Here is a 25,160-nt window from a genome sequence, read left to right on the forward strand (position 1 = left end):
GTGATATCAAGGACGTGATCAATCCGCGCGGAGGCTCTCATGCGCTACGTCTCATGGTTCGGAGGCTGGCTCGGTCATTTGCTGCCGCAAGGGCGCGCTGACAGCCGTCTCAAAGCGCACGACATCCTCACCCGGCGCCCGGCCGCCGAGTTGTCCAATGAGGACCTGTTCTACATCGCGATGCTCGGCCCTCACGTCTGAGTGGGATCAGATCCCTCGCCCATCGCGCCGCCCATCGGCGGCCTCCCGCCTCGATACGACACGAGCCCGACATGACTGACATTGCGCGCTTCCGCGACTTCGTCGCCGATACGGCACGCCTCGTCGCAAGCACGACAAACGAGCCGGAGCTGCTCGCCGCGCTCGCACCGAAACTGAAGGAGCTGGTCGCGCATGACGACTGGCTGCCTCAGGCCTTTGCGGTCGCCGACGGCGGCCGCTACCGACAATATCTGCTGTATGCCGATCCGCTCGATCGGTTCTCCATCGTGAGCTTCGTGTGGGGCCCCGGCCAGGGCACGCCGGTGCACGACCATCGCGTCTGGGGCCTCGTCGGCGTGCTGCGCGGCGAGGAACTCTCGGTCAGCTATGCGCGGCAGCCGGACGGCACGTTGCGCGAGGCTGCGCCGGAGCGGCTGCGGGCTGGACAAACGGCCGCGGTATCGCCACACATTGGCGACATCCACGCGATCTCCAACGGTCTGGCGGACCGCTCCTCGATCAGCATCCACGTCTATGGCGGCAATATCGGCCGCATCCGCCGCGCGGTGTACGATGCGGAGACCGGCGCCGCCCGAGACTTCATTTCCGGATATTCGAATGACACCGTCCCCAACCTCTGGCCCGACCGCACCGCCGCCTGACGGTTTCCGCATCATCACACCGACCGAGTTGCGGCGGCGCTGGCGCGCCGGCGAGGAGGTGGCACTGCTCGACGTCCGCGAGGAAGGCCCCTATTCGCTGTCGCACCCGTTCTTCGCGGTGTCGCTGCCACTGTCGCAGATCGAGCTGCGCATCCTCGACCTCGTGCCGCGTCTAAATGTAGCCGTCGTCGTTTATGATGATGGCGAAGGCTATGCCGCCCGCGCGGTGCCGCGCATTCATGCACTGGGCTACACCGACGTCGCGATGCTCGCTGGCGGGCTGTCGGGCTATGCGCGCCATGGCGAGGTGTTCCGGGACGTCAACGTGCCGAGCAAGGCGTTCGGCGAATTGGTCGAGGCCATCCGGCACACGCCGTCGCTGTCGGCCGACGACGCCAAGGCGCTGATCGAGCGCGAGTCGAACCTGGTCGTGCTCGATGCCCGCCGCTTCGAGGAATATCGCACCATGAGCATTCCGCGCGGGGTCAGCGTCCCCGGCGGCGAGCTGGCGTTTCGGGCGCGCGAGATCGCGCCGTCGCCCGAGACCACGATCATCGTCAACTGCGCCGGACGCACGCGCTCGATCATCGGCACGCAGTCGCTGATCAATGCCAGGCTGCCGAACAAGATCTATGCGTTGCGCAACGGCACGATCGGCTGGACACTTGCCGGCCATCAGGTCGAGCGCGGCAAGACCGCGCGCGTCCTGGAGCGGCCACGGACGAGCTACGCGACCGCGCTGGCTGATGCCAAGGCCTGGGCCGAGCGCGTCGGCGTCGGCGTGCTCGATGCCGCGACATTCGCGCGCCATCGGGCCGAAGCCGGGGTGCGCACGCTGTATTGCCTCGACGTCCGCACGCCCGAGGAACATGCCGCCGGCCATCCGACTGGCTTCGCGTCGGCACCGGGCGGCCAGCTGGTGCAGGCGACCGACGAGTGGGTGGGCGTGCGCGGCGCCCGTCTGGTGCTGTTCGACGATGACGGCGTGCGCGCACGCATGACGGCGTCATGGCTGAAGCAGATGGGCTGGGACGTGGCGGTCGTGGGACCGGATGTCGTTGGAGCGACCGAAACGGAAATCCGCGCCGCACGCCGACCGCCGCTGCCGCAGCTTGGCGACGCGGCAATCAGCGCCGAGCAACTCGCGGCCGATCCTGCTGCGTGGACGATCGTCGATCTCACGCGCAGTCCGAGCTACAAGGCCGGACACATTCCGGGCGCACATTTCGTGCTGGCGTCGCGCTTTGCGGATGATCTCGCCAAGCTGCCCGGCGACGGTCCGATCGTGCTGACCAGCAACGACGGCAGCGAAGCCGCGTTTGCGCTTGCGGATGCACGTGCCGCGACGACGCGTGAGCTCCGCGTGCTCACCGGCGGCACGCGCGCCTGGACGGCTGCCGGGCATGTGCTGGAGAGCGATCGGTCCTCATGGATCTCGCTTGCCGACGACGTCTACAAGCGTCCCTATGAGGGCACCGACAACGCCGCCGAAACGATGCAGGCCTATATCGACTGGGAGCTGCAACTCGTCGCTCAGCTCGCCAATGACAGCGTGTCGAATTTCCACGTGGTGTAGTTCTGATGAATGCGCAGGGTGGGCAAAGCCGCATTCGCGACGCGAATGCCGCGTGCCCACCGCTTTCACGCGGGTCGCGAGACGTGGTGGGCAGGCGCCGCCTTCGGCGTCGCTTTGCTCCCTAGGTCGTTACAGCTTCACCGGGAGCTGCGCGCCGAACTCAACGGCGCTGGTTGTAGACGTCGATGCAGACGGCGCCGAGCAGCACCAGGCCCTTGATGACCTGCTGATAGTCGATGCCGACGCCGAGAATGGACATGCCGTTGTTCATCACGCCCATGATCATGGCGCCGATGACAGCGCCGCCGACCCGTCCGACGCCGCCATAGGCCGAGGCACCGCCGATGAAGCAGGCCGCGATGACGTCGAGCTCGAAGCCGAGGCCGGCCTTCGGCGTCGCGGTGTTGAGCCGGGCGGCGAAGATCAGGCCGGCCAGCGCGGCCAGCACGCCCATGTTGACGAAGGTCATGAACACGAGCCGCTCGGTCTTGATGCCTGACAGCTTGGCGGCCTTGGCGTTGCCGCCGACCGCATAGATCTGCCGGCCGACCACGGTGCGGCGCGTCATGAAGCCGTAGAGCGCGATCAGCGCCGTCATGATGACCAGCACGTTGGGCAGGCCGCGATGCGAGGCGATCAGATAGGTGAAATACATCAGTGCGCCGGCCAGCACGACGTTCTTGGCAGCGAAGAAGCCGAACGGCTCGACCTCGATACCGTGCTCCACCTCGCGCGCACGGCCCTTGACGCTGGCATAGACCAGAATGAGCGTCAGCACCGCGCCGATCGCGAGCGACGTGGGATAAAGATGCGCCGCGCTCGGCATGAACTCGGGGATGAAGCCGGACGACAGCTTCTGGAACGTACCCGGGAACGGCCCGACCGATTGCCCCTGCAGCAGCGCCAGCGCCAGACCCTTGAACACGAGCATGCCGGCCAAGGTGACGATGAAGGAGGGAATGCCGAAATAGGCCACCCAATAGCCCTGCGCGGCGCCGATCGCGGCGCCGACGATCAGGCAGGCGATGATCGCGAGCGGGAAGTCGACGTGATAACGCACCATCAGCACGGCGGCGACGGCGCCGACGAAGCCCGCAACCGAGCCGACCGACAAATCGATGTGCCCGGTCACGATCACCAGCAGCATGCCCAGCGCCATGATGACGATATAGCTGTTCTGCAGCACCAGGTTGGTGAGGTTGAGCGGCTGCAGCAGGGTGCCGTCGGTCATGAACTGGAAGAACAGCATGATCACGAACAGCGACAGCAGCATGCCGTAGCTGCGCAGATTGTTCTTCAGGAAGCCGCTATGCGACTTCTCCTCCGGGAGCGAAACCGTCTTGTCGGTCATTGCTGGCGTCCTCCCGACCGCTTACGCGGCCGTCTCCTGGTTCTTGATGGTTTCGTTGCGCATGATGGCGCGCATGATCTTTTCCTGCGTCGCCTCCGGCCCGGCGAACTCGCCGACGAAGGCGCCGTCATTCATCACGCAGATACGGTCGCAGATTCCGAGCAGCTCCGGCATCTCCGATGAGATCACGACAACACCCCGGCCGGCATCCGCGAGCTCCTGGATGATACAGTAAATCTCATACTTTGCGCCAACGTCGATGCCCCGCGTCGGCTCGTCGAGGATCAAGACCTTGGGATCGGTCATCAGCCATTTCGACAGCACGACCTTCTGCTGGTTGCCGCCGGAGAGCTGGCCGGCCTCCTGATAGACGTCGGAGCAGCGGATCCGCATCCGGCCGCGGTAGCCGGACGCCGCCTTGAGCTCGGCGATGTCGTCGATCACGCCCTTCGGCGCGACCTGCGCGAGGCTCGCCAGCGTGATGTTCTTGCGCACGTCGTCGGCCAGAATCAGGCCGAGCTGCTTGCGGTCCTCGGTGACATAGGCGAGGCCAGCGTCGATCGCGGCCGGTACGCTGTTGAGAGTGACGTCGTGGCCTTCGAGGCGGGCGCGGCCCGTGATGTTGACGCCCCAGGAGCGGCCGAACAGGCTCATGGCGAATTCGGTGCGCCCCGCGCCCATCAGGCCGGCGATGCCGACGATCTCGCCACGGCGCACCTGGAAATCGACGTTCTTGATTACCTGGCGGTCGGTATGCTGCGGATGGTAGACTGACCAGTTCTCGACCGTGAACACGGGCTCGCCGATCTTCGGCTGCCGCTCGGGGAAGCGGTGCGCCATGTCGCGATTGACCATGCTCTTGATGATCCGGTCCTCCAGAACCGGCTCGGCACGGCAATCGATGCTGTCGACGCTGCGCCCGTCACGCAGCACCGTGATGCGATCGGCGACGCGGGCGACCTCGTTGAGCTTGTGTGTGATCAGGATCGAGGAGATGCCCTGCTCGCGGAAGGTGACGAGGCGGTCGAGCAGCGCCTGGCTGTCGGCCTCGTTCAGGCTCGCCGTCGGCTCGTCCAGGATCAAGAGCTTGACACGCTTGGACAGCGCCTTGGCGATCTCGACCAATTGCTGCTTGCCGACGCCGAGATCGGTGATCAGCGTATCCGGCGATTCCTTCAATCCCACCTGAGCCAGCAATTGCTGGGTGCGCCGGTAGACCTCGTCGCGATCGATGACGCCAAAGCGTGACGGCGCATGCGACAGGAAGATATTCTCGGCGATCGACATCAGCGGAATCAGCGCGAGCTCCTGGTGGATAATGATGATGCCGAGCGCCTCGGAATCGTTGATGTCACGGAAGCGCCGCTCCTCGCCTTCGAAAATGATCTGGCCCTCATAGCGGCCGTAGGGATAGACGCCGCTCAGCACCTTCATCAGGGTCGACTTGCCGGCGCCATTCTCGCCGACGAGGGCGTGGATCTCGCCCGCCGCGACCGTAAAGCTGACGTCGCGGAGCGCCTGCACGCCCACGAAGCTCTTGCTGACGCTGCGCATCTCGAGGATTGCCGTCATCGCGCTGTATCCCGCAACACTTGAAGTCGTTGAGATAAGAGGAGCCGGCGAGCGCATGGCCGCGCTCGCCGGCCATGAGATCACTCGACCTGCGACTTTTTGTAGTAGCCGCCTTCGATCAGGACCTTCTCCCAGTTGCTCTTGTCGACCACGACCGGCTTGAGCAGATAGGCCGGGACGACCTTGACGCCGTTGTTGTAGGTCTTGGTGTCGTTGACCTTCACTTCCTTGCCGCTCAGCGAAGCATCGACCATGTCGGCGGTCACCTTGGCGAGGTCGCGGGTGTCCTTGAAGATGGTCGAGTACTGGTCGCCGCGCAGGATCGCCTTGACCGACGGCACCTCGGCGTCCTGGCCGGAGATGATCGGCATCGGCTGGTTGCCGCTGCCATAGCCGACGCCCTTCAAGGACGAGATGATGCCGATCGAGAGACCGTCATAGGGTGACAGCACCGCATCGACACGCTTGTTGCCGTAATAGGCGCTGAGCAGGTTGTCCATGCGGGCCTGGGCGGTGGCACCGTCCCAGCGCAGGGTCGCAACCTTGTCCATGCCCTTCTGGCCGGAGGCGACCACGAGCTTGCCGGAGTCGAGATAGGGCTGCAGCACCGACATCGCGCCATTGTAGAAGAAGTAGGCGTTGTTGTCGTCCGGCGAGCCGCCGAACAGCTCGATGTTGAACGGTCCCTTGCCGTCCTTCAGCCCGAGCTTGTCCACGATCGACTGCGCCTGCAGCACGCCGACCTGGAAGTTATCGAAGGTCGCGTAGTAGTCGAGGTTCGGCGTGTCGCGGATCAGGCGGTCATAGGCGATCACGGTGATGCCCTTGGCCTTGGCCTGCTTCAGCACGTCCGACAGCGTGGTGCCGTCGATCGCGGCGATCACCAGCACCTTGGCGCCCTTGGTCACCATGTTCTCGATCTGCGAGAGCTGGTTCGGAATATCGTCCTCGGCATATTGCAGGTCGGTGGTGTAGCCGCGCTCCTTCAGCACCTTCACGATGTTGTTGCCGTCGTCGATCCAGCGCGCCGAGGATTTGGTCGGCATCGCGATGCCGACGGTCCCCTTGCTCTGGGCCAGTGCGGCGCTGGACAGCGCCATCGCGCCGAGGCCGGCCAGCGCGGCGGCCATGATGGTCTTCATTCTCGACATGTCTTCACTCCCTTTGGATTTTCGAATTTTGACAAGAGATACCCGATTGCGTATCTTGATACCAGTTAGCTGTTAGGCTGAACGACGCTTGACTGATTGTTCCTCCTCTCAGATCGACAGCTTGACGTCGGGCTCGGCGCGACCGTGAGCGCCGACGTCAAGAAGGAAAGTCTGGCCATGGCCGGGGTCGGCCGCCTTGGCCGCCTCGTCCATGTCCTGCCAGGCCGACGTCACCAGCAGGCGCGACAGATCGGGACCGACGAACGCCGGGCAGCTCGCCTGGCTGGCCGGAACCGCGATGCTGCGCAGATGCTCGCCCTGCGGGCTGTAGACGTCGACACAACCGCCGCCCCAGCGTGCGTTCCAGATCCGTCCCTCGGCATCGACGACGGCGCCATCGAGCCCACCGACACCGGCATGGCGCAGCAGCACCTCCGGCTCGCCGCGCGGCAGGCCCGTCTCCGGGTCGAGCGCGACACGGTAGAGGACGTTCTCATCCGTATCGGCGAAATAGCCGATCGCGCCATCCGGCGAGAAGCAGATCGCGTTGGGAATGGTGACGTTGGGGAACAACCGGATGATCTCGCCGCGATGCAGCGCATAGATCGAGCCCAGGCCGCACTCGGCGTTGCGGCCCATGGTGCCGATCCAGAACGTGCCGGAGGGATGGACCCGCGAATCGTTCGACCGCGTCGCCTGATTGTCGGCTTCGAGCGGCAGATGCAGCGACAGCGCGCCGTCGGCGACGCTGCGGATGTAGAGTCCGTCCTCGGCCACGATCAGCTGCCTGTCGGCATCGATGCGGCCGAGCGCGCTCGCCATCCTGCCGAGCCCGTGGCGGCGGACTTCGCCGCTGCCGATCTTGGCCTCGAACAGCAGGCCCTCCCGAATGTCGAACCACCAGGCGGTGTCGGTGTGGGGATCGTAGGTCGGCCCCTCGCCGAGATGGCAGCGCTCGTCGCAGAGGATCGTGGTCGGCACCTGCTCGATCATCTGGGCGCTCCCGCGGTTGAGAAGCGATACACGGTCTCGTGCTCATAGACGTCGTCGGGCCCAAGGCGCGCGCTTGGAAAATCCGGACGGTTCGGACTGTCAGGCCAGACCTGCGGCTCCAGGCAGAGCGCGTCGGATTGACGATAGACACGCCCCTTGCCGCTCACGGTCGCGTCAAGATAGTTGCCTGAATAGACCTGCAAGCCAGGCTGATCGGTGAGCAACTCCATGATCCGCCCGGAGCGCGGCGACTCGAGCCGGGCCGCGAAACGCACGCCAGAGCCGTCGCGCAGACAGAAATTATGATCATAGCCGCGGCCACATTTGATCTGCGCATCGTCGGCACGGATGCGCGCACCAATGGGATGCGCGTCGCGGAAATCGAAAGGCGTCCCCACGACGGAATGCGGCGGCCCCGCCAGCGGGATCGCAGTCTCGTCGATCGCGAGATAGTGGTCGGCTTCGACTGTCAAACGATGATCGAGAATGCCGGTGCCGGCGGCCAGGCCGTCGAGATTGAAGAAGCTGTGGTTGGTCAGGTTGACGATCGTCGTCCGGGTCGTCCGGGCGCTGAAGCTGACGGCCAACTCCGTCGGTCCCGTCAGCTGATAGGTGACACGGACGTCGAGCCGCCCCGGATAGTTGGCCTCGCCGTCGGGACTGACATAGAGCATCGTGACCGAGGGCTGGGCGCCGTCTTCGGTGGCGACGATCTGCCAGAGCTTGCGGTCGAAGCCGTCGGGGCCGCCATGCAATGCATGCGCACCATTATTGGCGTCGAGGCGCAGGTCCTGACCGTCGAGCGAAAAGCGCGCCTTGGCAATGCGGTTGGCGTAGCGTCCGACCGTTGCACCGAAAAATTTCCGGAGCTTGAGGTAGCTCAGCAGGTCGTCGTGGCCGAGCACGACGTCGTCGACGCGGCCCTGCGCATCCGGCACCAGCAGCGCCTGCAGCGCCGCGCCGTAAGTGATGATCCGCGCCTCGAAACCGTGAGCGCCACGCAAGGTGACGCGCTCGACCTCGCGGCCGTCCGGCAGCGTGCCGAAGACATCCCGGGTGATCCGTGCCTGCTCCGCCATGGCGTCAGTCCTCGAACGGCTCGACGACGTGGCGGCGACCGAGCAGGAAAGCGTCAGCCACCAGCCGCAGCGGCGTCAGATCGACGTCGCTCGCACCGGTCCTTGTGAGTTCGACGAAGCGACGGTAGAGGCCGGGATACTCCCGCTCCCTTTCGTCGACCATCGGCTGGTCGTCCGCGGTCATCCGCGCGCCGCCCAGCGACAGCTTCAACTGGCCTGCGTCGGTCTCGATCCGGATGTCCCAGCTCTGCGGCCCGGTCTGGCGGAAGTCGAACTCGGCCGCGATCGGCAGGTCGCTCGCCGTCGACAGTGACAGGTTGGCCGCGATCGGAGCCTGGCGGTTGGACGGGAACGACAGTTCCGCCTCGGTCACGAACACCGGCTCTGGCAGAATGCGGGTCAGGATCGACAGCGCGTTGATTCCGGGATCGAACACCCCTAACCCGCCCGGCTCCCAGATCCAGCCCTGCCCCGGATGCCAGACGCGCACGTCCTCCTTCCAGTCAATCCGCACGCTGCGAATCTGGCGGGAAGACAGCCACGCGCGCGCCGGCTCGACGGCGGGCGCGTAACGTGAATGCCAGGTCGCGAACAGCGTGCGCCGCTTCGCGGCGGCAAGCGCGACCAGCGGATCGAGCTCGCTGACGGCGGCGCCCGGCGGCTTCTCCAGCATCACATGCTTGCCGGCTTCCAGCGCGGCGAGCGCCTGCGCACGGCGCACCTGCGGCGGGGTGCACAGCGCGACCGCGTCGATCTCGGGTCCGTCGCGCAGCAGCTCTTCGATCGTGCCGAAATGCGGCAGGCCGGGCAGCGAGGCATTGCGACTCGCCACTGCCGTCAACGTCACGCCCTCGGTGGCGGCGATCGCCGGCACGTGCTGATCCCTGGCGATCTTGCCGAAGCCAACGATGGCGACACGAAGCTCGCTCATCTCTAGCGGCCCCAGCGCAGCACGACCGGGTCGAGCCGGCGCGCGATCTCGATCAGGCCCTTTTGCGTCGCCGGATGAATCGCCGGCTGCGGGCTGCGCAAGGTGTCGTGGCGGATCACGCCGCCCGCCTTCATCAGGATCTTGCAGGTGGCAAGCCCGCACTGCCGGTTCTCGTAGTTGATCAGCGGCAGCCAGCGCTCATAGGCCGCCGCCGCGGCCTCGCGGTCGCCCGCGAAATACGGATCGATGATCTTGCGAATGCCGTCGGGATAGCCGCCGCCGGTCATCGCGCCGGTGGCGCCGGCATCGAGATCGGCCATCAGGGTGATTGCCTCCTCGCCGTCCCACGGACCTTCGATCGCCGTGCCGCCGGCCTCGATCAGCGCGCGCAACTTGTCGGCCGCGCGCGGCACCTCGATCTTGAAATAAGCGAGGTTCTCGATCTCCTTGGCCATCCGCGCCAGGAACGGCACCGACAGCGGCGTGCCCGCGACCGGCGCGTCCTGCACCATGATCGGGATCGAGATCGCGTCCGACACGCCGCGATAGAACTCGTAGATCGAGCTATCAGGCACGCGGAAGGTGGCGCCGTGATAGGGCGGCATCACCATGACCATGGCCGCGCCCTTCTCCTGCGCGCGGCGCGAGCGCTCGGCACAGACGAAGGTCGAGAAATGCGTGGTCGTGACGATGATCGGCACGCGGCCGGCGACATGCTCCAGCACCGTGGTCATCACCAGATCGCGCTCGTCATCGGTCAGCACGAACTGCTCGGAGAAATTGGCGAGGATGCAGATGCCGTGCGAGCCGGCATCGATCATGAAGTCGATCGCGCGCTTCTGGCCCTCGAGATCGAGGCGGCCGTCAGCGTCGAAGATGGTCGGCGCGACCGGGAAGACGCCCTTGTAGAGCTTTTTGGCGGAAGCGGTCATGCGGCACCTCTAGTGATTGTCGCGCGGCACCGGCGAGCCGCTGCGGCCAACGAGAAAATCGAAATCAACGCCGCGATCCGCCTGCAGCACGTGATCGATGTAGAGCTTCTGATAGCCGCGAGCCGCATGCGGCTTCGGCGGCGTCCATGCGGCGCGGCGCGTCGCCAGCTCCTCGTCGCTGACATGCAGATGCAGCGCGCGGGCGGCGACGTCGAGCGTGATCATGTCGCCATTCTTCACCAGCGCCAGCGGTCCACCGACGGTGGCCTCCGGCGCGACGTGCAGGACGACGGTGCCGTAAGCGGTGCCCGACATGCGCGCATCCGAGATGCGGATCATGTCGCGCACGCCCTGGCGCAGGAGCTTCGCCGGGAGCGGCATGTTGCCGACCTCGGCCATGCCCGGATAGCCCTTCGGTCCACAGTTCTTCAGCACCATGATGCAGGACGCATCGATGTCGAGATTGTCGTCGTCGACGGCGTCATGCATCTCCTCGACGCTCTCGAACACGACCGCGCGTCCCGTATGGTTCATCAGCTCCGGCGAGGCCGCCGACGGCTTGATGACGGCGCCGTTGGGCGCGAGATTGCCGGTGAGGATCGCGATGCCGGCTTCCGTCTTGAACGGCGAGTCGAACGGGGTGATGACGTCGGCGTTCCAGTTCGGCGCGGCGGCGACGTTGTCCCATAGCGTCTTGCCGTTGACGGTGCGGGCGTCCTTGTGCAGCAGGCCGCGCTCGCCGAGCGCGCGCAACACGGCCGGCAGGCCGCCGGCGTAGTAGAAGTCCTCCATCAGGAAGCGGCCCGACGGCATCAGGTCGACCAGGCAATGCACGTCGCGGCAGAGCCGATCGAAATCATCGAGCGTCAGCTCGACGCCGACACGGCCAGCAATGGCGAGCAGATGCACCACGGCGTTGGTCGAGCCGCCGATCGCGGCCAGCGTGCGGATCGCATTCTCGAACGCCTGCCGCGTGAGGATGTCGGACGGCTTGAGATCCTCAGCAACCATCTCGACGATGCGGCGGCCGGCCATGCGCGCCAGCAGGTTGCGGCGCGCGTCCGCAGCAGGGATCGCTGCATTTTCCGGCAAGCCAATGCCGAGCGCTTCCACCATCGACGCCATCGTCGAGGCCGTGCCCATGGTCATGCAGCTGCCGGCGGAGCGGTTCATGCCGGCCTCGGCCTCGTGGAATTCCTTCAGCGTGATCTCGCCGGCACGCAGTTGCTCGCTCATCGAGATGATGTTGGTGCCGGAGCCGATGATCTGGCCACGATAGACGCCGCGCAGTTGTGGCCCGCCTGAAACACCGATCGCAGGCAGGTTGGCCGAGGCGGCGCCCATCAAGAGCGCCGGCGTGGTCTTGTCGCAGCCCATCAGCAGCACGACGCCGTCGAGCGGGTGCGCGCGGATCGCCTCCTCGACATCCATCGAGGCGAGGTTGCGGAACAGCATCGCGGTGGGACGCATCGTCACCTCGCCGAGCGAGGAGACGGGGAATTCGAGCGGATAGCCGCCGGCGTCGAGCACGCCCTGCCGGACATGCTCGGCGATGACGCGGAAATGCGCGTTGCAGGGCGTCAGCTCCGACCAGGTGTTGCAGATGCCGATGACCGGACGGCCCTCGAACCGGTCCTGCGGCGTGCCGCTGTTCTTCAGGAATGAGCGATAATAGAAGCCCATCTTGTCCTGGCGGCCGAACCACGCCTGGCTCCGCAGCGTCTTCTTCTCGTTGTCGTTGCTCATTCCCGGTCCGTTCGTGCAGCCGACTGGGCATGGCGCCGCCGGCCGTTGTAGATGACTTCGATCATCGCCTCGGAGGCGCCCTCGGCGTCTCGAGCGGCGATCGCGTCGATGATGCGCTGGTGCCAGACCAGCACGGTGTCGCGATCGGCAGTCTCGATCGGGGCGCTCAGGACGAACGAGGCGCGCAAGGCGGCTTCGATGACGGCGCCGATCGAGCGCATGAAGGGATTGCCGGAGGCATTGGCGATCGCGATGTGCAAAGCGAGGTCGGCTTCGGCGAAGGCGACCGAGGTCGACGGCTCGCGCTCCATCTGCGCCATTGCCTTGCTCATCGCGGCAAGATCGTCCTCGCTGCGGCGTTCGGCAGCGAGCGCCGCCGCGCGCGGCTCGATCGCCAGCCGGATCTCGGCGAGGTCGGCGAGGAAGCGCTTGTCGATGCCGGCATCGAGGTGCCAAGCCAGCACGTCGGGATCGAACATGTTCCAGTCCGAGCGTCCGCGCACCACGGTGCCGACGCGCGCCTTGGTCGACAGCAGCCCTTTTGCAACGAGCGTCTTCACGCTTTCGCGCAGCACCGGACGCGACACGCCGAACGTCGCCGTCAGCTCGGCATCGCCGGGCAGGCGCGCTCCCTCGGCCAGACGGCCGGAGATGATGTCGATGCCGATGCTGCGGGCGACCTCGGCATGGTTGGAATGCGCGCGCCGTGTCGGAATCGAGACGAGCTGCGAGGTCATGTCCTCGCCCCCGCCGGTTTGATGGACGAGCGGCGCGCCAGCGCCATCAGACCTTGCTGCAGCGCAATGAAAACGAACAATAGAACCCCCGTGGCGATCTTGGTCCACCAGCTCGACAGCGTGCCGTCGAAGTTGATGTAGGTCTGGATCATGCCCTGGATCAGGACGCCAAGGAAGGTGCCGATGACGGAGCCCTGCCCGCCCGTCAACAATGTTCCGCCGATCACCACCGCGGCGATGGTGTCGAGCTCGACACCGACCGCAGAAAGCGAATAGCCGGCCGCGGTGTAGAAGGAGAAGACGATGCCGGCGAGGCCGGCAAGCACGCTGGACAGCATATAGATGCGGATCGTCATCGGTCCGACCGGAATGCCCATCAGGGCCGTCGCGGCGCGGCTGCCGCCGAGCGCATAGACGTTCGCGCCGAAACGGGTGAGGTGCAGCAGCAGCGCGCTCAAGACCAGGATCACCAGCATCGCAATCGCGATCGCGGTGAGTCGTCCGCCGCCAGGCAGCCGGATCGCGAAATCGGACACGGCGCTGTAAATCGGCGCGGTGATCGGAATCGACTCGGTCGACAGCAGGAAGCTGACGCCGCGTGCCAGGAACATGCCCGCGAGGGTCACGATGAAAGGCGGCAGGTCGAAGACGTGGATGACGGCGCCCATCGCGGCGCCGAACAGCGCGCACAGCACGAGCACCATTGCGAACGCGGCAAAGGGCGGGATGCCCCAGCGCTCGATCGCGAGCGCCACGAACACCGTGGTGAAGCCGATCACCGAGCCGACCGACAGATCGATGCCGCCGGAGATGATGACGAAGGTCATCCCCGCCGCAACGATGCCGAGGAAGGCGTTGTCGGTGAGCAGATTGGCGACGACGCGGGTCGAGGCGATGTTCGGGAATTGCAGCGCGCACAACGCGAAGCCGGCGACCAGCACGAACGCGGTGATCGCAATCGAGGTCGATGCCCTCATGGCTTGGTCCTCCGCCAGCGCGCGGTGAAGCGCGAGAGATCGCCGATGCGCGGCGACTGCGCCAGCAGCACGGCGAGCACGACGACGGCCTTGACCAGCAGGTTGAGCTCCGGCGGATAGCCCGACAGCAGGATGCCGGTGTTCATGGCCTGGATGATCAGCGCGCCGGCGACCGCCAGCACCAGGCTGAATCGCCCGCCGAACAGCGAGGTGCCGCCGATGACCACGGCGAGGATCGCATCGAGCTCGAGCCACAGCCCGGCATTGTTGGCGTCGGCGCCCATGATATCGGCGGCCGCAATGACGCCCGCGAGCGCGGCGCACAGTCCGCACCAGACATAGACCGACAGGATCATGGCGCGGGTGCCGACGCCGGAGAGCTCGCTCGCGCGTGCATTGCCCCCGGTCGCCTCGATCAGGAGCCCGAGCGCGGTGCCGCGCACGACCGCCCCCGTCACCAGCAGCATGCCGACCGCGATCACGATCGGCGTCGGCAGGCCGAGCACGGCGCCGTTGCCCATCCACACCAGGTCAGGCGACGTGAACGTGACGATGCGCCCCTCGGTGATGAGCTGCGCGATGCCGCGCCCGGCAACCATGAGGATGAGCGTGGCGACGATCGGCTGGATGCGCAGGACGGCGACGAGGATGCCGTTCCACAGCCCGCAGACGAGGCCGACGGCGAGCGCCGAGCCGATCACGACCGGCAGCGGCTGCGTATCGGCGAGGCTCGCCGCGGTGGCGCCCGCGATCGCCATCACGGCGCCGACCGAAAGGTCGATGCCGCCGGTCGCGATCACCAGCACCATGCCGAGCGACAGCAGCGCCACCGGCGTGCCGCGGTTGAGCACGTCGATCACGCTGCCGAACAGCCGGCCATCCTGCAGATGCAGGTTGAAGAACTGCGGCGACACTGCGCGATCGATGATGAAGATCACGATCAGTGCCAGGGCTTGCGCGAGACCACGGCGCGGAATCCGGAGCGTCATGATGCAGCCTCGTGCGCCGGCTCGCCATCGGCGGCGATTGCCGCGAGGATGCTGGAGACTTCGACGGCCTCCCCTTTCAGCTCCTCGACATGGGCGCGATCGCGCAGCACCACGACACGGTTGGAATAGGTGACGATCTCGTCGAGCTCGGAGGAGATCACGAGCAGCGCCAGGCCCTGCTCGCAGAGCTCGCGCACCAGGCGGATGATCTCGGCATGGGCGCCGACGTCGATGCCGCGGGTCGGCTCGTCGAGCACGAGAAGCTTCGGCGAGGTCGCAAGCCAGCGCGCAAGCAATGCCTTCTGCTGATTGCCGCCGGACAGCAGCCCGATCGGCCGTTCCGGATCGGGCGGCCTGATGTCGAGCATGCGAATGTAGCGCATCGCGATCTCATCCTGCTCGCGCCGCGACAGCGGCCGGTGCAGGCCGCGCCGGGCCTGCAGCGCCAGGATGATGTTCTCGCGCACGGTCAGATCGGCGACGATGCCCTCAGTCTTGCGCTCCTCCGGGCAATAGCCGAAGCCGAGCCCGGCGGCATCGCGCGGCGAATTCAGCCGCACGGTCTCGCCGTTGACGGTGGCCGCGCCGCTGTCGGCGCGCTCGGCGCCGAACACCAGCCGCGCCGTCTCGGTGCGGCCGGAGCCGAGCAGGCCGGCGAGCCCGACCACCTCGCCCCGGCGCAGCTCGAGATCGAACGGAGCGAGATAACCCTGCTTGCCATAGCCCTTGAAGCTGACACAGACCTCGCGTGCGGTCTCGGGCTGGCTGGCGGCACGCTCGCCGGTGGTCTCGGCGAGCTCGCGGCCCAGCATCATGCGGATGAGGTCGAGCCGCGGCAGACCGGCCATCTCGCGCGAGCCGATCAGCCGGCCGTTGCGCAGCACCGTGACGCGGTCGCAGATCTCATAGACCTGATCGAGGAAGTGGCTGACGAAGATGATGCCGATGCCATCAGCCGCGAGCTTTCGCATCACCTTGAACAGGATTTCGACCTCGTGGCGGTCGAGGCTCGCCGTGGGCTCGTCGAGAATGAGGACGCGCGCCGACAGATCGACGGCGCGCGCGATCGCCGTGATATGCTGGACCGCGACCGAGTAGCTCGAAAGCGGTGCGCCGACGTCGATGTCCAGCCCATATTCCAGCAGCAGCGCATGCGCGCGCCGCCGCATCTCGGCCTCGCGCACGACGCCGAAGCGCGTCGGCTGCCGACCGAGATAGAGATTCTGCGCCACCGAGAGGTTCGGCAGCAGATTGACTTCCTGATAGACGGTGGCGATGCCGGCATCGACCGCGTCCTTGGCGGAGCGCGGCGCGATCTCGCGGTCCGCCAGCCGCACGTTGCCGGCGTCCCGCGCGAACACCCCGGTGACCACCTTGATCAGGGTCGACTTGCCGGCGCCGTTCTCGCCCAGCAGCGCGTGAATCTCGCCCTCACCCAGCGTGAAGTCGACGTCATCAAGCGCCTTCAGCGCACCGAAGCTCTTGGCCAAGCCGCGGATTTCCAGCAGGGCTGGACGCATCGCCGGCGGAGCTGAACTATCAGACATGACGAACTACTTGGCGATCACCAGGAAGGTTGACGTCCGCACGATGTGCGGACGCCAGCGACTTGTCGTCCGTCGTCCCGGCGAGCGCCGGGACGACGGCTCAACAGCCAGGCTCAGTAGCCGAGGCCCTTCTTGCTGTCGTAGACCTTCTGCGGCTCGTCAGCCGCCGTGTAGAGCTTCGATTCCGTCTGGATCCACTTCGGCGGAACGGTGCCCTTCTCCTTGAAGGCGACGATGGCGTCGAAGGCCGGGCCCGCCATGTTCGGCGTCAGCTCGACGGTCGCATTGGCTTCGCCGGCGGCGATCGCCTTGAAGATATCCGGCACGGCGTCGATCGAGACGGTCAGGACGTCCTTTCCCGGCTTGAGCCCGGCTTCCTTCATCGCCTGGATCGCGCCGACCATCATGTCGTCGTTGTGGGCATAGACCGCGCAGATCGACTTGCCGCCGTTCTCGGCCTTGATGAAGCTCTCCATCACCTCCTTGCCCTTGGCACGGGTGAAGTCGCCGGTCTGGCTGCGCACGACCTTCAGGTTGGCATTCTTGGCGACGACCGCGTCAAAACCCTTCTTGCGGTTGGTGGCGACGCTGGCGCCGACCGTGCCCTGCAGCTCGACGACGTTGCAGGCCTTGCCGCCGACGGTCTTGGCGAGCCACTCGCCGGCGACCTCGCCTTCATGCACGCTGTCGGAGGTGACGGCGGTCAGATAGAGGTCCTTGCCCGACGGATCGATGTCACGGTCGAGCAGCACCACCGGAATCTTGGCTTCCTTAGCTTCCTTCAGCACGGCATCCCAGCCCGAGGCCACGACCGGCGCGAGGAAGATCGCATCCACCCCCTGCGCGATGAAGGAGCGGATCGCCTTGATCTGGTTTTCCTGCTTCTGCTGCGCGTCGGCGATCTTCAGGTTGATCTTGCGCTTGGCGGCTTCCGACTTGGAGACGGAGGTCTCGGCGGCGCGCCAGCCGGACTCGGAGCCGATCTGCGAGAAGCCGACGGTCAGTTCGGCGGCGCTGGCGGACGTGGCAAGCAACAAGGCGGCCGTCGCGGAGGCCGCAAAGAGGGCTTTCAGGGTCATCAGGCGTTCTCTCCCAAATGTCTGTTTTGGATGCGCCGCCGCTCCAGAGCGGTGTCATCGCACCTTTTCAGCCGGCCTTAACAGCCGACGCGCCCGTTATTCCACGGAACCTCAGGGCTGACTAGTCATATTATTTGACTGTAATACTTTTTGAAAAGGATGTGCGAGCCCGCGCGCGCACACTGCCCAAGAGCGACAGCATACACCAATGAAATCTTAAGTTGTCAGCAGCGTTCGGCTACCGCAGCTTGGTCGCCTCGCGGGCGCGCAGCTCGATCGCGGCCCAGGCGCCGGCCCTGATGTCCGCCGCTGGCGCGACCCAGGAGCCGCCGATTGCGACGACCTTCTTGTGCGCGAGCCATTGCGCAGCATTGCCGGCATTGATGCCGCCGGTCGGGCAGAAGCGCACGCTCGGGAATGGCCCCGCCAGCGCATCGAGCGCGGCAAGTCCGCCGGCCGGCACCGCGGGAAAGAACTTCACCAGCTCATAGCCGCGCGTCACGCAGGCGATGAGATCCGACGCGGTCTGGACGCCCGGCGCGAACGGCAGCTCGCCGGCTTTCGCCGCATCCAGCAGCTCGATCGACAGCCCCGGACTGATCGCAAACGCCGCGCCAAGCCTGGCCGCGCGCTCGTAGTCCGCTGGTGTCAGCACCGTGCCAATTCCGACCACGGCATCCGGCACCTCGCCAATGATGGCCCGCGCAGCATCGAGACCGGCTTGCGTGCGCAAGGTGATCTCGATCACGCGCAGACCACCGCTCACAAGGGCGCGCGCCAGCGACACGGCGTGCGCCGCATCGTCAATGGTGATCACGGGGATCACCGGCGCCAGCGCGAGCACCGCATCGAGCTTCGCGCGCTTGTCCAGAGTGCTCATCACGCCTCGCTCATCGCCAGAATGTCCCGCGGCATCGCGGTTGCCGGAATCACGGCCCCCGGCGCCATGATCACGGCCCCCGCCAGCCGGTGGCCCGCCAACGCCGCCTTCCGTGGCGGCGCGCCCTTGATGCGCGCGGCCAGGTAACCCGCATTGAAGGAATCGCCGGCCGCCGTGGTGTCGATCGGCTTGAGCACCGCAGGCGGCGCGATGTCGACCAGCACGCCATCGGCATGGATCAGACAGCCGCGCGCGCCGCGCTTGACGACGACTTCGCCCACGCCGGCATCCTTGAAGCGGCGCAGGCTGACCGACGCATCGGAATCGCCGAACAGCATCTGCTCGTCCTCCAGCGTCGGCAGCGCGACGTCGACCAGCGGCAGGATCGCGCGGAATGCGCGTTGCGCCGCCTCGCGGCTGGCCCAGCCGCGCGGCCGATAGTTGCCGTCGAAGGCGACCCGCGCGCCGCGCTTGCGCGCCACCGTCAAGAGCTCGCGCAGCTTGGCCTTGCCGGTCTCGCCATAGAGCGAGAGGCTGATGCCGGAGAGATAGATCCAGTCGAAGCGCGAAAGCCTCTCGAGCATGTCGCTGTCGGCGCGATCGAACAGCTCGCGCGCCGGCGCGCGGTCGCGCCAATAGAGGAAGCTGCGCTCGCCCTTGGCATCGCGCTCGATCATGTACAGGCCGGGCACGCGGCCTTCGACCTGCAACACCTCGGCGGTATCGATGCCCTCCGCCTGCCACGCCGCCAGCATCGCAGCGCTCAAGGGATCGTCGCCGAGCGCGGTGACGTAGGAGGTGGGCACGCCGAGCCGGGCCAGATAGAGCGCCGTGTTCAGCGTGTCACCGCCGAAGCCGCGCCGGAACAGACTGCCGTCCTCCTGCGCGAACTCCACCATGCACTCTCCGATGCAGGCGACTTTCATCGGCGTCGATCCATCCATCAAAACGTCAAATGAACCTTCATCGACCGGCTTCGATCGCTGGCGAGCTCGAACGCGGCAACCGCCTGCTCGAATGGCAGCGCGGCCGAGATCAATGGCTTGACGTCGAGCAGCCCCTCGCCCATCAGCCGCACCGCCAGCTCGAATTCGCGGTCGAACCGGAACGTGCCGCGCAATTGCAGCTCCTTCGTGACCAGCGTGTTGACCGGCAGGGTCATCTCGCCGCCGAGCCCGAGCTGGACGATGATGCCGCCGGGCCTGATGACATCCAGTGCGGCACGCAGCGCGGCCTGGTTGCCGGAGGCCTCAAACAACACGTCGAACGTGCCCTTGCCGGCCCGCCACGGATCGAGCGCGGACGGCCCCGCGCCGACATTGAAGGCGTGGCTGGCCCCGAGGGCGCGCGCGACCACCAGCGGCGCATCGGCGACGTCAGTGGCCACGATCTCGGCGGCGCCGCCGTAACGCGCAACCAGGATCGACAGTGCACCGATCGGGCCGCAGCCGGTCACCAGCACCCGCTTGCCGAGCAGCGAGCCAGCCTGATGCGCCGCATGCAGACACACCGACAGCGGCTCGGCCATCGCCGCTTCACCGAGCGACAGCGACGGCGCGATCGGAACAGCCTGCGCGGCATCGACGGTGACGAACTCGCGGAAGCCGCCCTGCACGTGGGGATCGCGCATCGCGCTGCCCATGAAGCGCATGTCCAGGCACTGGTTGCGCAGCCCCTCGCGGCAATAGACACATCTGCCGCACGGCAGGCTCGGATTGACCGCGACGCGCGCGCCTTCGGCAAGGCCGCTGACGCCGCTGCCCACCGCGGCAACGATGCCGGCGATCTCATGGCCCAGGGCCATCGGCTGCTTGATCCTGACGGTGCCGAAGCCGCCATGATGATAGTAGTGCAGGTCCGAGCCGCAGATGCCGCCGGCTTCGATCTTGACCCGGACCTCACCTGCTCCGGGCGCCGGATCGGGATAGCTGTCGATGCGCAGATCCTTGGGCGCATGAATCACGACGGCTCGCATCGGCTGTTCTCCCTGGCTCGTTGTCCCGGCCGATCCTACATCGACGCCAGCATGCCGCCATCGACATAGATGGTCTGGCCGTTGACGTAGGTGGAGGCCTCGGAGGCCAGGAAGATTGCGGTGCCGACCAGCTCGTCCGGACGGCCCCAGCGCTTCGCCGGGACGCGCGACATCAGCCAATTGTTGAAGTCGGGATTGCTCATCAACGCCTGGTTCATGTCGGTCAGCATGTAGCCGGGGCCGATCGCGTTGGCCTGGATGCCGTGCGCCGCCCATTCGACCGCCATCGCACGGGTCAGGTTGCGGATGCCGCCCTTGGCCGTGGTGTAGGGTCCGATCGTCGGCCGCGCCAACTCGCTGCCGAGCGAGCCGATGTTGATGATCTTGCCGCTCTTGCGCGGGATCATCCGCTTGGCGGCCTCGCGCCCGATCACGAAGGCGCTGGTGAGATTGGTCTCGATGATCCGGCGCCACTCGTCGGTGGTGAACTCGACCAGCGGCTTGCGGTGCTGGATGCCGGCATTGTTGACGAGGATGTCGATCGCAATCCCCTCGTCATCGAAGCGCGCGAAGGCGCGGACGACGGCCTCTTCGTCGGTCACGTCGAACGGACCGGCCTCGGCCTGATGGCCCACGGCGCGGAATTCCTCCACGGCTGCCAGCGTGCGCGCCGGGTCGGTGCCGTTGATGACGAGCCGCGCGCCAGCCTTGGCGAAGCCTTCGGCGATGGCGCGGCCGAGGCCACGCGAGGACCCGGTCACCAGCGCGGTCTTGCCGGAGAGATCGAAGAGCGAGGTCGACATCGGTTCAACTCGAATGGACGAATTCGGGCCGGCATCCTCGGCCACGGCACGCGCGCTGACAAGCGCGTTGTCCGGCGCGGCCTGGATCAGACGGGCAAGCGGTTAATGGCCGCTACCGCGGTCATGACGCCGCGGATCTCGGCAAGACCTTTGAGCCGGCCGACCAGCGGATAGCCTGGATGGGTGCCGCGACCGATGTCGTCCGCCAGCTCGTGGCCGTGGTCGGGCCGGAACGGAATCCGCCAGTCCGGCTCACCCTCGGCCTTGCGGCGAGCCTGCTCCTTCAGCAAGGTCGTCACGACCGCAACCATGTCCACGTCGCCGCGCAGATGCTCCGCCTCCATGAACGAGCCGTCGAGCATCTTGGTGACGTTGCGCAGATGCACGAAGCGGATGTGCGGAGCGAAGCGCTCGGCGAGCGCCGGCACGTTGTTCTGTCCGCCGGCGCCGAGCGCGCCGGTGCAGAACGTGATGCCATTGGCCTTGGACGGGGCGGCATCGACGATGAACTGCAGATCGTCGGCTGACGACACCACGCGCGGCAGGCCGAACAGGTCCCGCGGCGGATCGTCCGGATGGACGCACAGGCTGACGCCGCACTCCTCCGCCGTGGGTACCACCTCGCGCAGGAAGCGCGCGTAGTTGGCGCGCAGCTCGGCATGGCCGATGCCGCGATATTTCTCCAGCATGCGGCGCAGGCCGGGCACGTCATAGCGATCGTAGGCTCCGGGCAACCCGGCCATGATGGTCGCGAGCAGACGGTCCTTGTCGGATTCCGATGCCTGCGCCACCCACGCGCGGGCACGGTCGAGCACGTCGGAGGAGAACTCGGCCTCAGCGTCCGGCCGCTGCAGGATATAGCAGTCGAACGCCGCCAGGCGATCCTGATCGAAGCGCAGCGCGGTGGCGCCGCCCGGCAGGCGGAAGGCGAGCTCGGTGCGGGTCCAGTCCAGCACGGCCATGAAATTGTAGCAGACGGTGGTGACGCCGCAGGCCGCGAGGTTGCGCAGCGACTGCCGGTAATTGTCGAGCAGGTCAGAGAGGTCGCCCTCGCCGAGCTTGATCGCCTCCGACACGGGTAGGCTCTCGACCACGCTCCAGCGCAGCCGCAGCGATGAATCACTCTCGATCATGCCGATGCGCTTGACGATCTCATCCGTGCTCCACACCACGCCATAGGGAATGTGGTGCAGCGCGGTCACGATGCCGGTCGCGCCGGTCTGGCGGACCTGCGGCAAAGTGATGGGATCATCCGGTCCGAACCAGCGCCACGTCTGTTCCATGTCGTCCACCTTCCAAAACGCGTGCGGTCAGCGCCGCCGCCGTGTCCTTGTGCGCGGCTCGGCCTGCGCCAACTCTTCCTGCCGTGCGAAAATGCCGTCAGCGCGGCGGAACACCTCGCGCAAATGACGGCGCATCGCCGCCACCGCCTGGGCCTCGTTGCAGGCCGCGAGCCCGTCCAGGATCTCCTGATGCTGCGCGATCAGGAGCGGAATGTGGCCGGCATCCTCGATCAAGGTCAGATGCCGGACGCGGTCGAAATGGATCTTGGTCTGGCGGATCACCTGCCAGACATGCGGATGCCGGCTGGTGCGGGCGATGGTCTGGTGGAACGCCTCGTCATGGGCGTAGAACTCCGCGGGAGTCGCGGCCGCCTTCTGCTTGTCGATCAGTTCGTTCAATTCACGCAGCGACGTCGCATCGATGTAGCGCACGGCCTCGGCGACCAGAGCGCATTCGAGATGCTCGCGGATGAACTGGGCTTCTCCGAACGCCTCGCGCGACACCGGCGCGACGACGCTGCCGCTCTGCGGATAGATTCGAACCAGATCGACATCGGCGAGCTTGATCAGCGCCTCGCGCACCGGCGTGCGGCTGACGCCGAGCCGCTCGCACAGATCGAGCTCGGCCATCGGCGTCCCCGGCGGCAGCGCGCCGGAGACGATGTCCTCGAGCAGCCGCTCATAGACCTGGTCGGCGAGCCGCCGCCCGGCCTTGCCGTCCATTCGCGTCAGCGGTGTCAGATCGTCATCCATAACGGCAGTCTATCCGATTCACAGGAAGCCGATCGAGATCCATGGCAGGAACACGATCAGCAGCAGCGCCACCACGAGCGCGGCGAGATGCGGCCAGACATGACGGATGACCTCGTCGGGCGAGGCACGGCCGATGGCGCAGGCGAGATAGAAGCCGACGCCGAACGGCGGCATGAACAGGCCGAGCCCCATCGCGAACACCGCGATGATGGCGTAGTGCACCTCGTGCACGCCCATCATCCGCGCGATCGGGAACAGCAGCGGCCCGAACAGAACCACGGCCGGCACGCCTTCCAGCACGCTGCCGAGCACGACGAAGGCGAGGGCCGAGATCAAGAGGAAGCCCCAGCGGCCGCCGGGTACGGCGACCATGAGATCGACGAGCTGTTGCGAGAAGCCGGACTGGGTCAGCGCCCAGGCCATGCCGGTGGCCGCACCCACCACCAGCAGGATCGCGCCGGACAGCGAGGCGGTATCGACCAGGATCGGATAGACCCGCTTCCAGTCGAACTGGCGATAGACGAAGATGCCGACCAGCACCGTGTAGATGACCCCGATGGCAGCGACCTCGGTCGCGGTGGCGACGCCCTCGACCACCGCCGAACGGATGACGATCGGCAGGCCGAGGCCGGGGATCGAGATCGCGAACAGCTTCAGCCGCGTCTTGGCGTCGAAGCGCTGCGCGCCACCCATGTCCTCCTTGCGGGTCTGCATGAAGACCACGACGGAGAGCGCGACCAGGCCGACCACCGCCGGCAGCAGCCCGCCGGTGAACAATGCGGCGATCGAGACGCCGGTGACCGATCCGACCGTGATCAGCACGATCGAGGGTGGGATCGTCTCCGACATCACGGCCGAGGCCGACAGCAGCGACACCAGATCACCTTCGGAGCTGCCGCGCTGCTTCATCTCGGGAAACAGTGCCGGCGCGACGGCGGCCATGTCGGCCGCCTTGGCGCCGGAGATGCCGGAGACCAGGTACATCGCGCCGAGCAGCACATATTGCAGGCCACCGCGGAGATGGCCGATCAGCGACACGAGAAACAGGATCATCGCCCGCGCCAGCCCGGCGATCTCGATCAGCGCTCCCAGCAGCACGAACATCGGCACCGCCAACAGCACCATGTGCGACATGCCCTCGCTGACCCGGCCGGGTACGATCGAGACGGGCACCGTGGTGCTGAAATGCAAGTAAGCCACGGTGGCGAGCAGGAAGGTGAACGCGATCGGGGTGCCGATCACCATGGCACCCGCGACAAGGACGAAGAAGAAGATGAACAGATTGTAGTTGCCGAGATCCTCCAGCACGGGCGCGGCCGCATAGAGCACGCCTGCTCCCGCCAGCACCAGCGCCAATGCGCCGACGACCTGCAACAGGCTCGCCTGCTGGATCAGCCGGTCGACCGCGGTCAGCAGCATCAGCAGCACACCGACCAGCATCGCGGCCTCGCGAAAACCTTCGCTGATCTCGAGCACCGGCATCTGGCTGATCAGATGGCTTTCGAGATGATGCCAGGACGGCATCACCAGCGCGACGAGCACGGTGCAGACCAGCATCAGCCCAAGCGCATCGGTGCGTGCCCGCCATGCCGGCGAGAGGTTGCGCACAAAGGCGGTGAGCCGCATGTGCTCGGCGCGGCGCAGCGCGACGACGGCACCGAGCATCGCCAGCCACACGAACAGCACGGTCGCGAGTTCGTCGGACCAGATCAAGGGAGCATTGAAGACGTAGCGCGCGGCCGTCGCGGCGCCGAGCAGGACCAATTCTGCCACGACGAGCGCCGCGGCCAGCGCCTCGACGGTGCGGCCGAGCAAATGATCGAAACGTGCGAACGCCCCATGCGACGGCACAGAGGTCGTCGCTGTCAATTCAACGGCCATTGCACTCTCCCCAGTCAACTCAGGCGCATTGATATGAGTTCGGCCTCATGGTTCGAGACGCG

General features: G+C 66.5%; 23 protein-coding genes. 3 read left to right on the forward strand and 20 right to left on the reverse strand.

Translation table 11 applies throughout. The annotated features are described in order from the left end of the window. Positions 1–39: 39 nt before the first annotated feature. The 3 genes from QX126_RS14395 (at position 40) to QX126_RS14405 (ending at position 2,439) form a co-directional block, all read left to right on the forward strand. Positions 40–201, forward strand: coding sequence for a hypothetical protein (locus tag QX126_RS14395; RefSeq protein WP_315738455.1), 162 nt, complete (start codon positions 40–42; stop codon positions 199–201). 71 nt (positions 202–272) lie between these two features. Then, a complete protein-coding gene (locus QX126_RS14400; protein ID WP_315776074.1) occupies positions 273–863 on the forward strand; it encodes a cysteine dioxygenase in 591 nt (196 codons plus the stop codon). Continuing rightward, positions 820–2,439, forward strand: a complete 1,620-nt coding sequence (locus QX126_RS14405; protein ID WP_315781788.1) for a rhodanese-like domain-containing protein — start codon at positions 820–822, stop codon at positions 2,437–2,439. The genes QX126_RS14400 and QX126_RS14405 overlap by 44 nt, the downstream gene beginning before the upstream one ends. Positions 2,440–2,599: 160 nt before the next feature. Here QX126_RS14405 and mmsB read toward each other — a convergent pair whose 3' ends face one another. The 20 genes from mmsB to QX126_RS14505 form a co-directional block, all read right to left on the reverse strand. Next, positions 2,600–3,790, reverse strand: a complete 1,191-nt coding sequence (gene mmsB, locus QX126_RS14410) for a multiple monosaccharide ABC transporter permease (RefSeq protein WP_315738458.1) — start codon at positions 3,788–3,790, stop codon at positions 2,600–2,602. Between the two features lie 21 nt (positions 3,791–3,811). Next, positions 3,812–5,362: a multiple monosaccharide ABC transporter ATP-binding protein gene (mmsA, locus tag QX126_RS14415; protein WP_315781790.1), complete on the reverse strand. Its 1,551-nt coding sequence runs from the start codon at positions 5,360–5,362 to the stop codon at positions 3,812–3,814. An 80-nt stretch (positions 5,363–5,442) separates the two neighbouring features. Continuing rightward, positions 5,443–6,513 carry a multiple monosaccharide ABC transporter substrate-binding protein gene (gene chvE, locus QX126_RS14420; protein ID WP_315781792.1) on the reverse strand — a complete coding sequence of 357 codons (1,071 nt, stop codon included), beginning with the start codon at positions 6,511–6,513 and terminating at the stop codon, positions 5,443–5,445. Positions 6,514–6,621: 108 nt separating this feature from the next. After that, the gene (locus tag QX126_RS14425; protein ID WP_315781794.1) at positions 6,622–7,506 is read right to left on the reverse strand and encodes an SMP-30/gluconolactonase/LRE family protein; all 885 of its coding nucleotides are present in this window, start codon (positions 7,504–7,506) and stop codon (positions 6,622–6,624) included. Further along, positions 7,503–8,585 carry an aldose epimerase family protein gene (locus QX126_RS14430; RefSeq protein WP_315781795.1) on the reverse strand — a complete coding sequence of 361 codons (1,083 nt, stop codon included), beginning with the start codon at positions 8,583–8,585 and terminating at the stop codon, positions 7,503–7,505. Before QX126_RS14430 ends, QX126_RS14425 begins: the two co-directional genes overlap by 4 nt. A gap of 4 nt (positions 8,586–8,589) precedes the next feature. After that, positions 8,590–9,516 carry a Gfo/Idh/MocA family oxidoreductase gene (locus QX126_RS14435; RefSeq protein ID WP_315781796.1) on the reverse strand — a complete coding sequence of 309 codons (927 nt, stop codon included), beginning with the start codon at positions 9,514–9,516 and terminating at the stop codon, positions 8,590–8,592. 2 nt (positions 9,517–9,518) lie between these two features. Continuing rightward, on the reverse strand, positions 9,519–10,448 hold the full coding sequence (locus QX126_RS14440) for a dihydrodipicolinate synthase family protein (RefSeq protein WP_315781798.1): 930 nt from the start codon (positions 10,446–10,448) through the stop codon (positions 9,519–9,521). Positions 10,449–10,457: 9 nt separating this feature from the next. After that, positions 10,458–12,194 (reverse strand): IlvD/Edd family dehydratase, encoded by a 1,737-nt coding sequence (locus QX126_RS14445; RefSeq protein WP_315738465.1) that lies wholly within the window; start codon positions 12,192–12,194, stop codon positions 10,458–10,460. Then, the gene (locus tag QX126_RS14450) at positions 12,191–12,931 is read right to left on the reverse strand and encodes a FadR/GntR family transcriptional regulator (RefSeq protein WP_315772067.1); all 741 of its coding nucleotides are present in this window, start codon (positions 12,929–12,931) and stop codon (positions 12,191–12,193) included. Before QX126_RS14450 ends, QX126_RS14445 begins: the two co-directional genes overlap by 4 nt. Continuing rightward, positions 12,928–13,908 (reverse strand): galactofuranose ABC transporter, permease protein YjfF, encoded by a 981-nt coding sequence (gene yjfF, locus QX126_RS14455; RefSeq protein ID WP_315781800.1) that lies wholly within the window; start codon positions 13,906–13,908, stop codon positions 12,928–12,930. The genes QX126_RS14450 and yjfF overlap by 4 nt, the downstream gene beginning before the upstream one ends. Further along, entirely contained in the window at positions 13,905–14,897 is a 993-nt protein-coding gene (locus tag QX126_RS14460; RefSeq protein WP_315781802.1) for an ABC transporter permease, read from the reverse strand. Before QX126_RS14460 ends, yjfF begins: the two co-directional genes overlap by 4 nt. Then, positions 14,894–16,444, reverse strand: coding sequence for a sugar ABC transporter ATP-binding protein (locus QX126_RS14465; protein WP_315781803.1), 1,551 nt, complete (start codon positions 16,442–16,444; stop codon positions 14,894–14,896). Before QX126_RS14465 ends, QX126_RS14460 begins: the two co-directional genes overlap by 4 nt. A 113-nt stretch (positions 16,445–16,557) precedes the next feature. Continuing rightward, entirely contained in the window at positions 16,558–17,523 is a 966-nt protein-coding gene (gene ytfQ, locus QX126_RS14470; protein WP_315781805.1) for a galactofuranose ABC transporter, galactofuranose-binding protein YtfQ, read from the reverse strand. A 238-nt stretch (positions 17,524–17,761) separates the two neighbouring features. Next, complete coding sequence (gene eda / locus QX126_RS14475; RefSeq protein ID WP_315738471.1) at positions 17,762–18,406, reverse strand: bifunctional 4-hydroxy-2-oxoglutarate aldolase/2-dehydro-3-deoxy-phosphogluconate aldolase; 645 nt, start codon at positions 18,404–18,406, stop codon at positions 17,762–17,764. Then, the gene (locus QX126_RS14480; RefSeq protein WP_315776063.1) at positions 18,403–19,329 is read right to left on the reverse strand and encodes a sugar kinase; all 927 of its coding nucleotides are present in this window, start codon (positions 19,327–19,329) and stop codon (positions 18,403–18,405) included. The genes eda and QX126_RS14480 overlap by 4 nt, the downstream gene beginning before the upstream one ends. A gap of 17 nt (positions 19,330–19,346) precedes the next feature. Beyond that, positions 19,347–20,378: an L-idonate 5-dehydrogenase gene (locus QX126_RS14485; protein WP_315738473.1), complete on the reverse strand. Its 1,032-nt coding sequence runs from the start codon at positions 20,376–20,378 to the stop codon at positions 19,347–19,349. Positions 20,379–20,413: 35 nt separating this feature from the next. Beyond that, a complete protein-coding gene (locus QX126_RS14490) occupies positions 20,414–21,181 on the reverse strand; it encodes an SDR family oxidoreductase (RefSeq protein ID WP_315781806.1) in 768 nt (255 codons plus the stop codon). An 86-nt stretch (positions 21,182–21,267) separates the two neighbouring features. Continuing rightward, positions 21,268–22,464, reverse strand: a complete 1,197-nt coding sequence (gene uxuA, locus QX126_RS14495) for a mannonate dehydratase (RefSeq protein ID WP_315781807.1) — start codon at positions 22,462–22,464, stop codon at positions 21,268–21,270. 27 nt (positions 22,465–22,491) lie between these two features. Further along, a complete protein-coding gene (locus QX126_RS14500; RefSeq protein WP_315738476.1) occupies positions 22,492–23,217 on the reverse strand; it encodes a GntR family transcriptional regulator in 726 nt (241 codons plus the stop codon). Positions 23,218–23,235: 18 nt separating this feature from the next. Next, a complete protein-coding gene (locus tag QX126_RS14505; protein WP_315781809.1) occupies positions 23,236–25,098 on the reverse strand; it encodes a TRAP transporter large permease subunit in 1,863 nt (620 codons plus the stop codon). Between the last annotated feature and the right edge of the window lie 62 nt (positions 25,099–25,160).

Origin of the sequence: Bradyrhizobium sp. SZCCHNPS1003, from assembly GCF_032381555.1 — a bacterium.
In the GTDB taxonomy this organism is placed as follows: Bacteria; Pseudomonadota; Alphaproteobacteria; order Rhizobiales; family Xanthobacteraceae; genus Bradyrhizobium.

Bases quoted from the DNA above. Each gene is read 5' to 3' on its own strand.
- QX126_RS14395 (WP_315738455.1), top strand. From the start codon at position 40: ATGCGCTACGTCTCATGGTTCGGAGGCTGGCTCGGTCATTTGCTGCCG.
- QX126_RS14400 (WP_315776074.1), top strand. From the start codon at position 273: ATGACTGACATTGCGCGCTTCCGCGACTTCGTCGCCGATACGGCACGC.
- QX126_RS14405 (WP_315781788.1), top strand. From the start codon at position 820: ATGACACCGTCCCCAACCTCTGGCCCGACCGCACCGCCGCCTGACGGT.
- mmsB (WP_315738458.1), bottom strand. From the start codon at position 3,790: ATGACCGACAAGACGGTTTCGCTCCCGGAGGAGAAGTCGCATAGCGGC.
- mmsA (WP_315781790.1), bottom strand. From the start codon at position 5,362: ATGACGGCAATCCTCGAGATGCGCAGCGTCAGCAAGAGCTTCGTGGGC.
- chvE (WP_315781792.1), bottom strand. From the start codon at position 6,513: ATGTCGAGAATGAAGACCATCATGGCCGCCGCGCTGGCCGGCCTCGGC.
- QX126_RS14425 (WP_315781794.1), bottom strand. From the start codon at position 7,506: ATGATCGAGCAGGTGCCGACCACGATCCTCTGCGACGAGCGCTGCCAT.
- QX126_RS14430 (WP_315781795.1), bottom strand. From the start codon at position 8,585: ATGGCGGAGCAGGCACGGATCACCCGGGATGTCTTCGGCACGCTGCCG.
- QX126_RS14435 (WP_315781796.1), bottom strand. From the start codon at position 9,516: ATGAGCGAGCTTCGTGTCGCCATCGTTGGCTTCGGCAAGATCGCCAGG.
- QX126_RS14440 (WP_315781798.1), bottom strand. From the start codon at position 10,448: ATGACCGCTTCCGCCAAAAAGCTCTACAAGGGCGTCTTCCCGGTCGCG.
- QX126_RS14445 (WP_315738465.1), bottom strand. From the start codon at position 12,194: ATGAGCAACGACAACGAGAAGAAGACGCTGCGGAGCCAGGCGTGGTTC.
- QX126_RS14450 (WP_315772067.1), bottom strand. From the start codon at position 12,931: ATGACCTCGCAGCTCGTCTCGATTCCGACACGGCGCGCGCATTCCAAC.
- yjfF (WP_315781800.1), bottom strand. From the start codon at position 13,908: ATGAGGGCATCGACCTCGATTGCGATCACCGCGTTCGTGCTGGTCGCC.
- QX126_RS14460 (WP_315781802.1), bottom strand. From the start codon at position 14,897: ATGACGCTCCGGATTCCGCGCCGTGGTCTCGCGCAAGCCCTGGCACTG.
- QX126_RS14465 (WP_315781803.1), bottom strand. From the start codon at position 16,444: ATGTCTGATAGTTCAGCTCCGCCGGCGATGCGTCCAGCCCTGCTGGAA.
- ytfQ (WP_315781805.1), bottom strand. From the start codon at position 17,523: ATGACCCTGAAAGCCCTCTTTGCGGCCTCCGCGACGGCCGCCTTGTTG.
- QX126_RS14480 (WP_315776063.1), bottom strand. From the start codon at position 19,329: ATGAAAGTCGCCTGCATCGGAGAGTGCATGGTGGAGTTCGCGCAGGAG.
- QX126_RS14485 (WP_315738473.1), bottom strand. From the start codon at position 20,378: ATGCGAGCCGTCGTGATTCATGCGCCCAAGGATCTGCGCATCGACAGC.
- QX126_RS14490 (WP_315781806.1), bottom strand. From the start codon at position 21,181: ATGTCGACCTCGCTCTTCGATCTCTCCGGCAAGACCGCGCTGGTGACC.
- uxuA (WP_315781807.1), bottom strand. From the start codon at position 22,464: ATGGAACAGACGTGGCGCTGGTTCGGACCGGATGATCCCATCACTTTG.
- QX126_RS14500 (WP_315738476.1), bottom strand. From the start codon at position 23,217: ATGGATGACGATCTGACACCGCTGACGCGAATGGACGGCAAGGCCGGG.
- QX126_RS14505 (WP_315781809.1), bottom strand. From the start codon at position 25,098: ATGGCCGTTGAATTGACAGCGACGACCTCTGTGCCGTCGCATGGGGCG.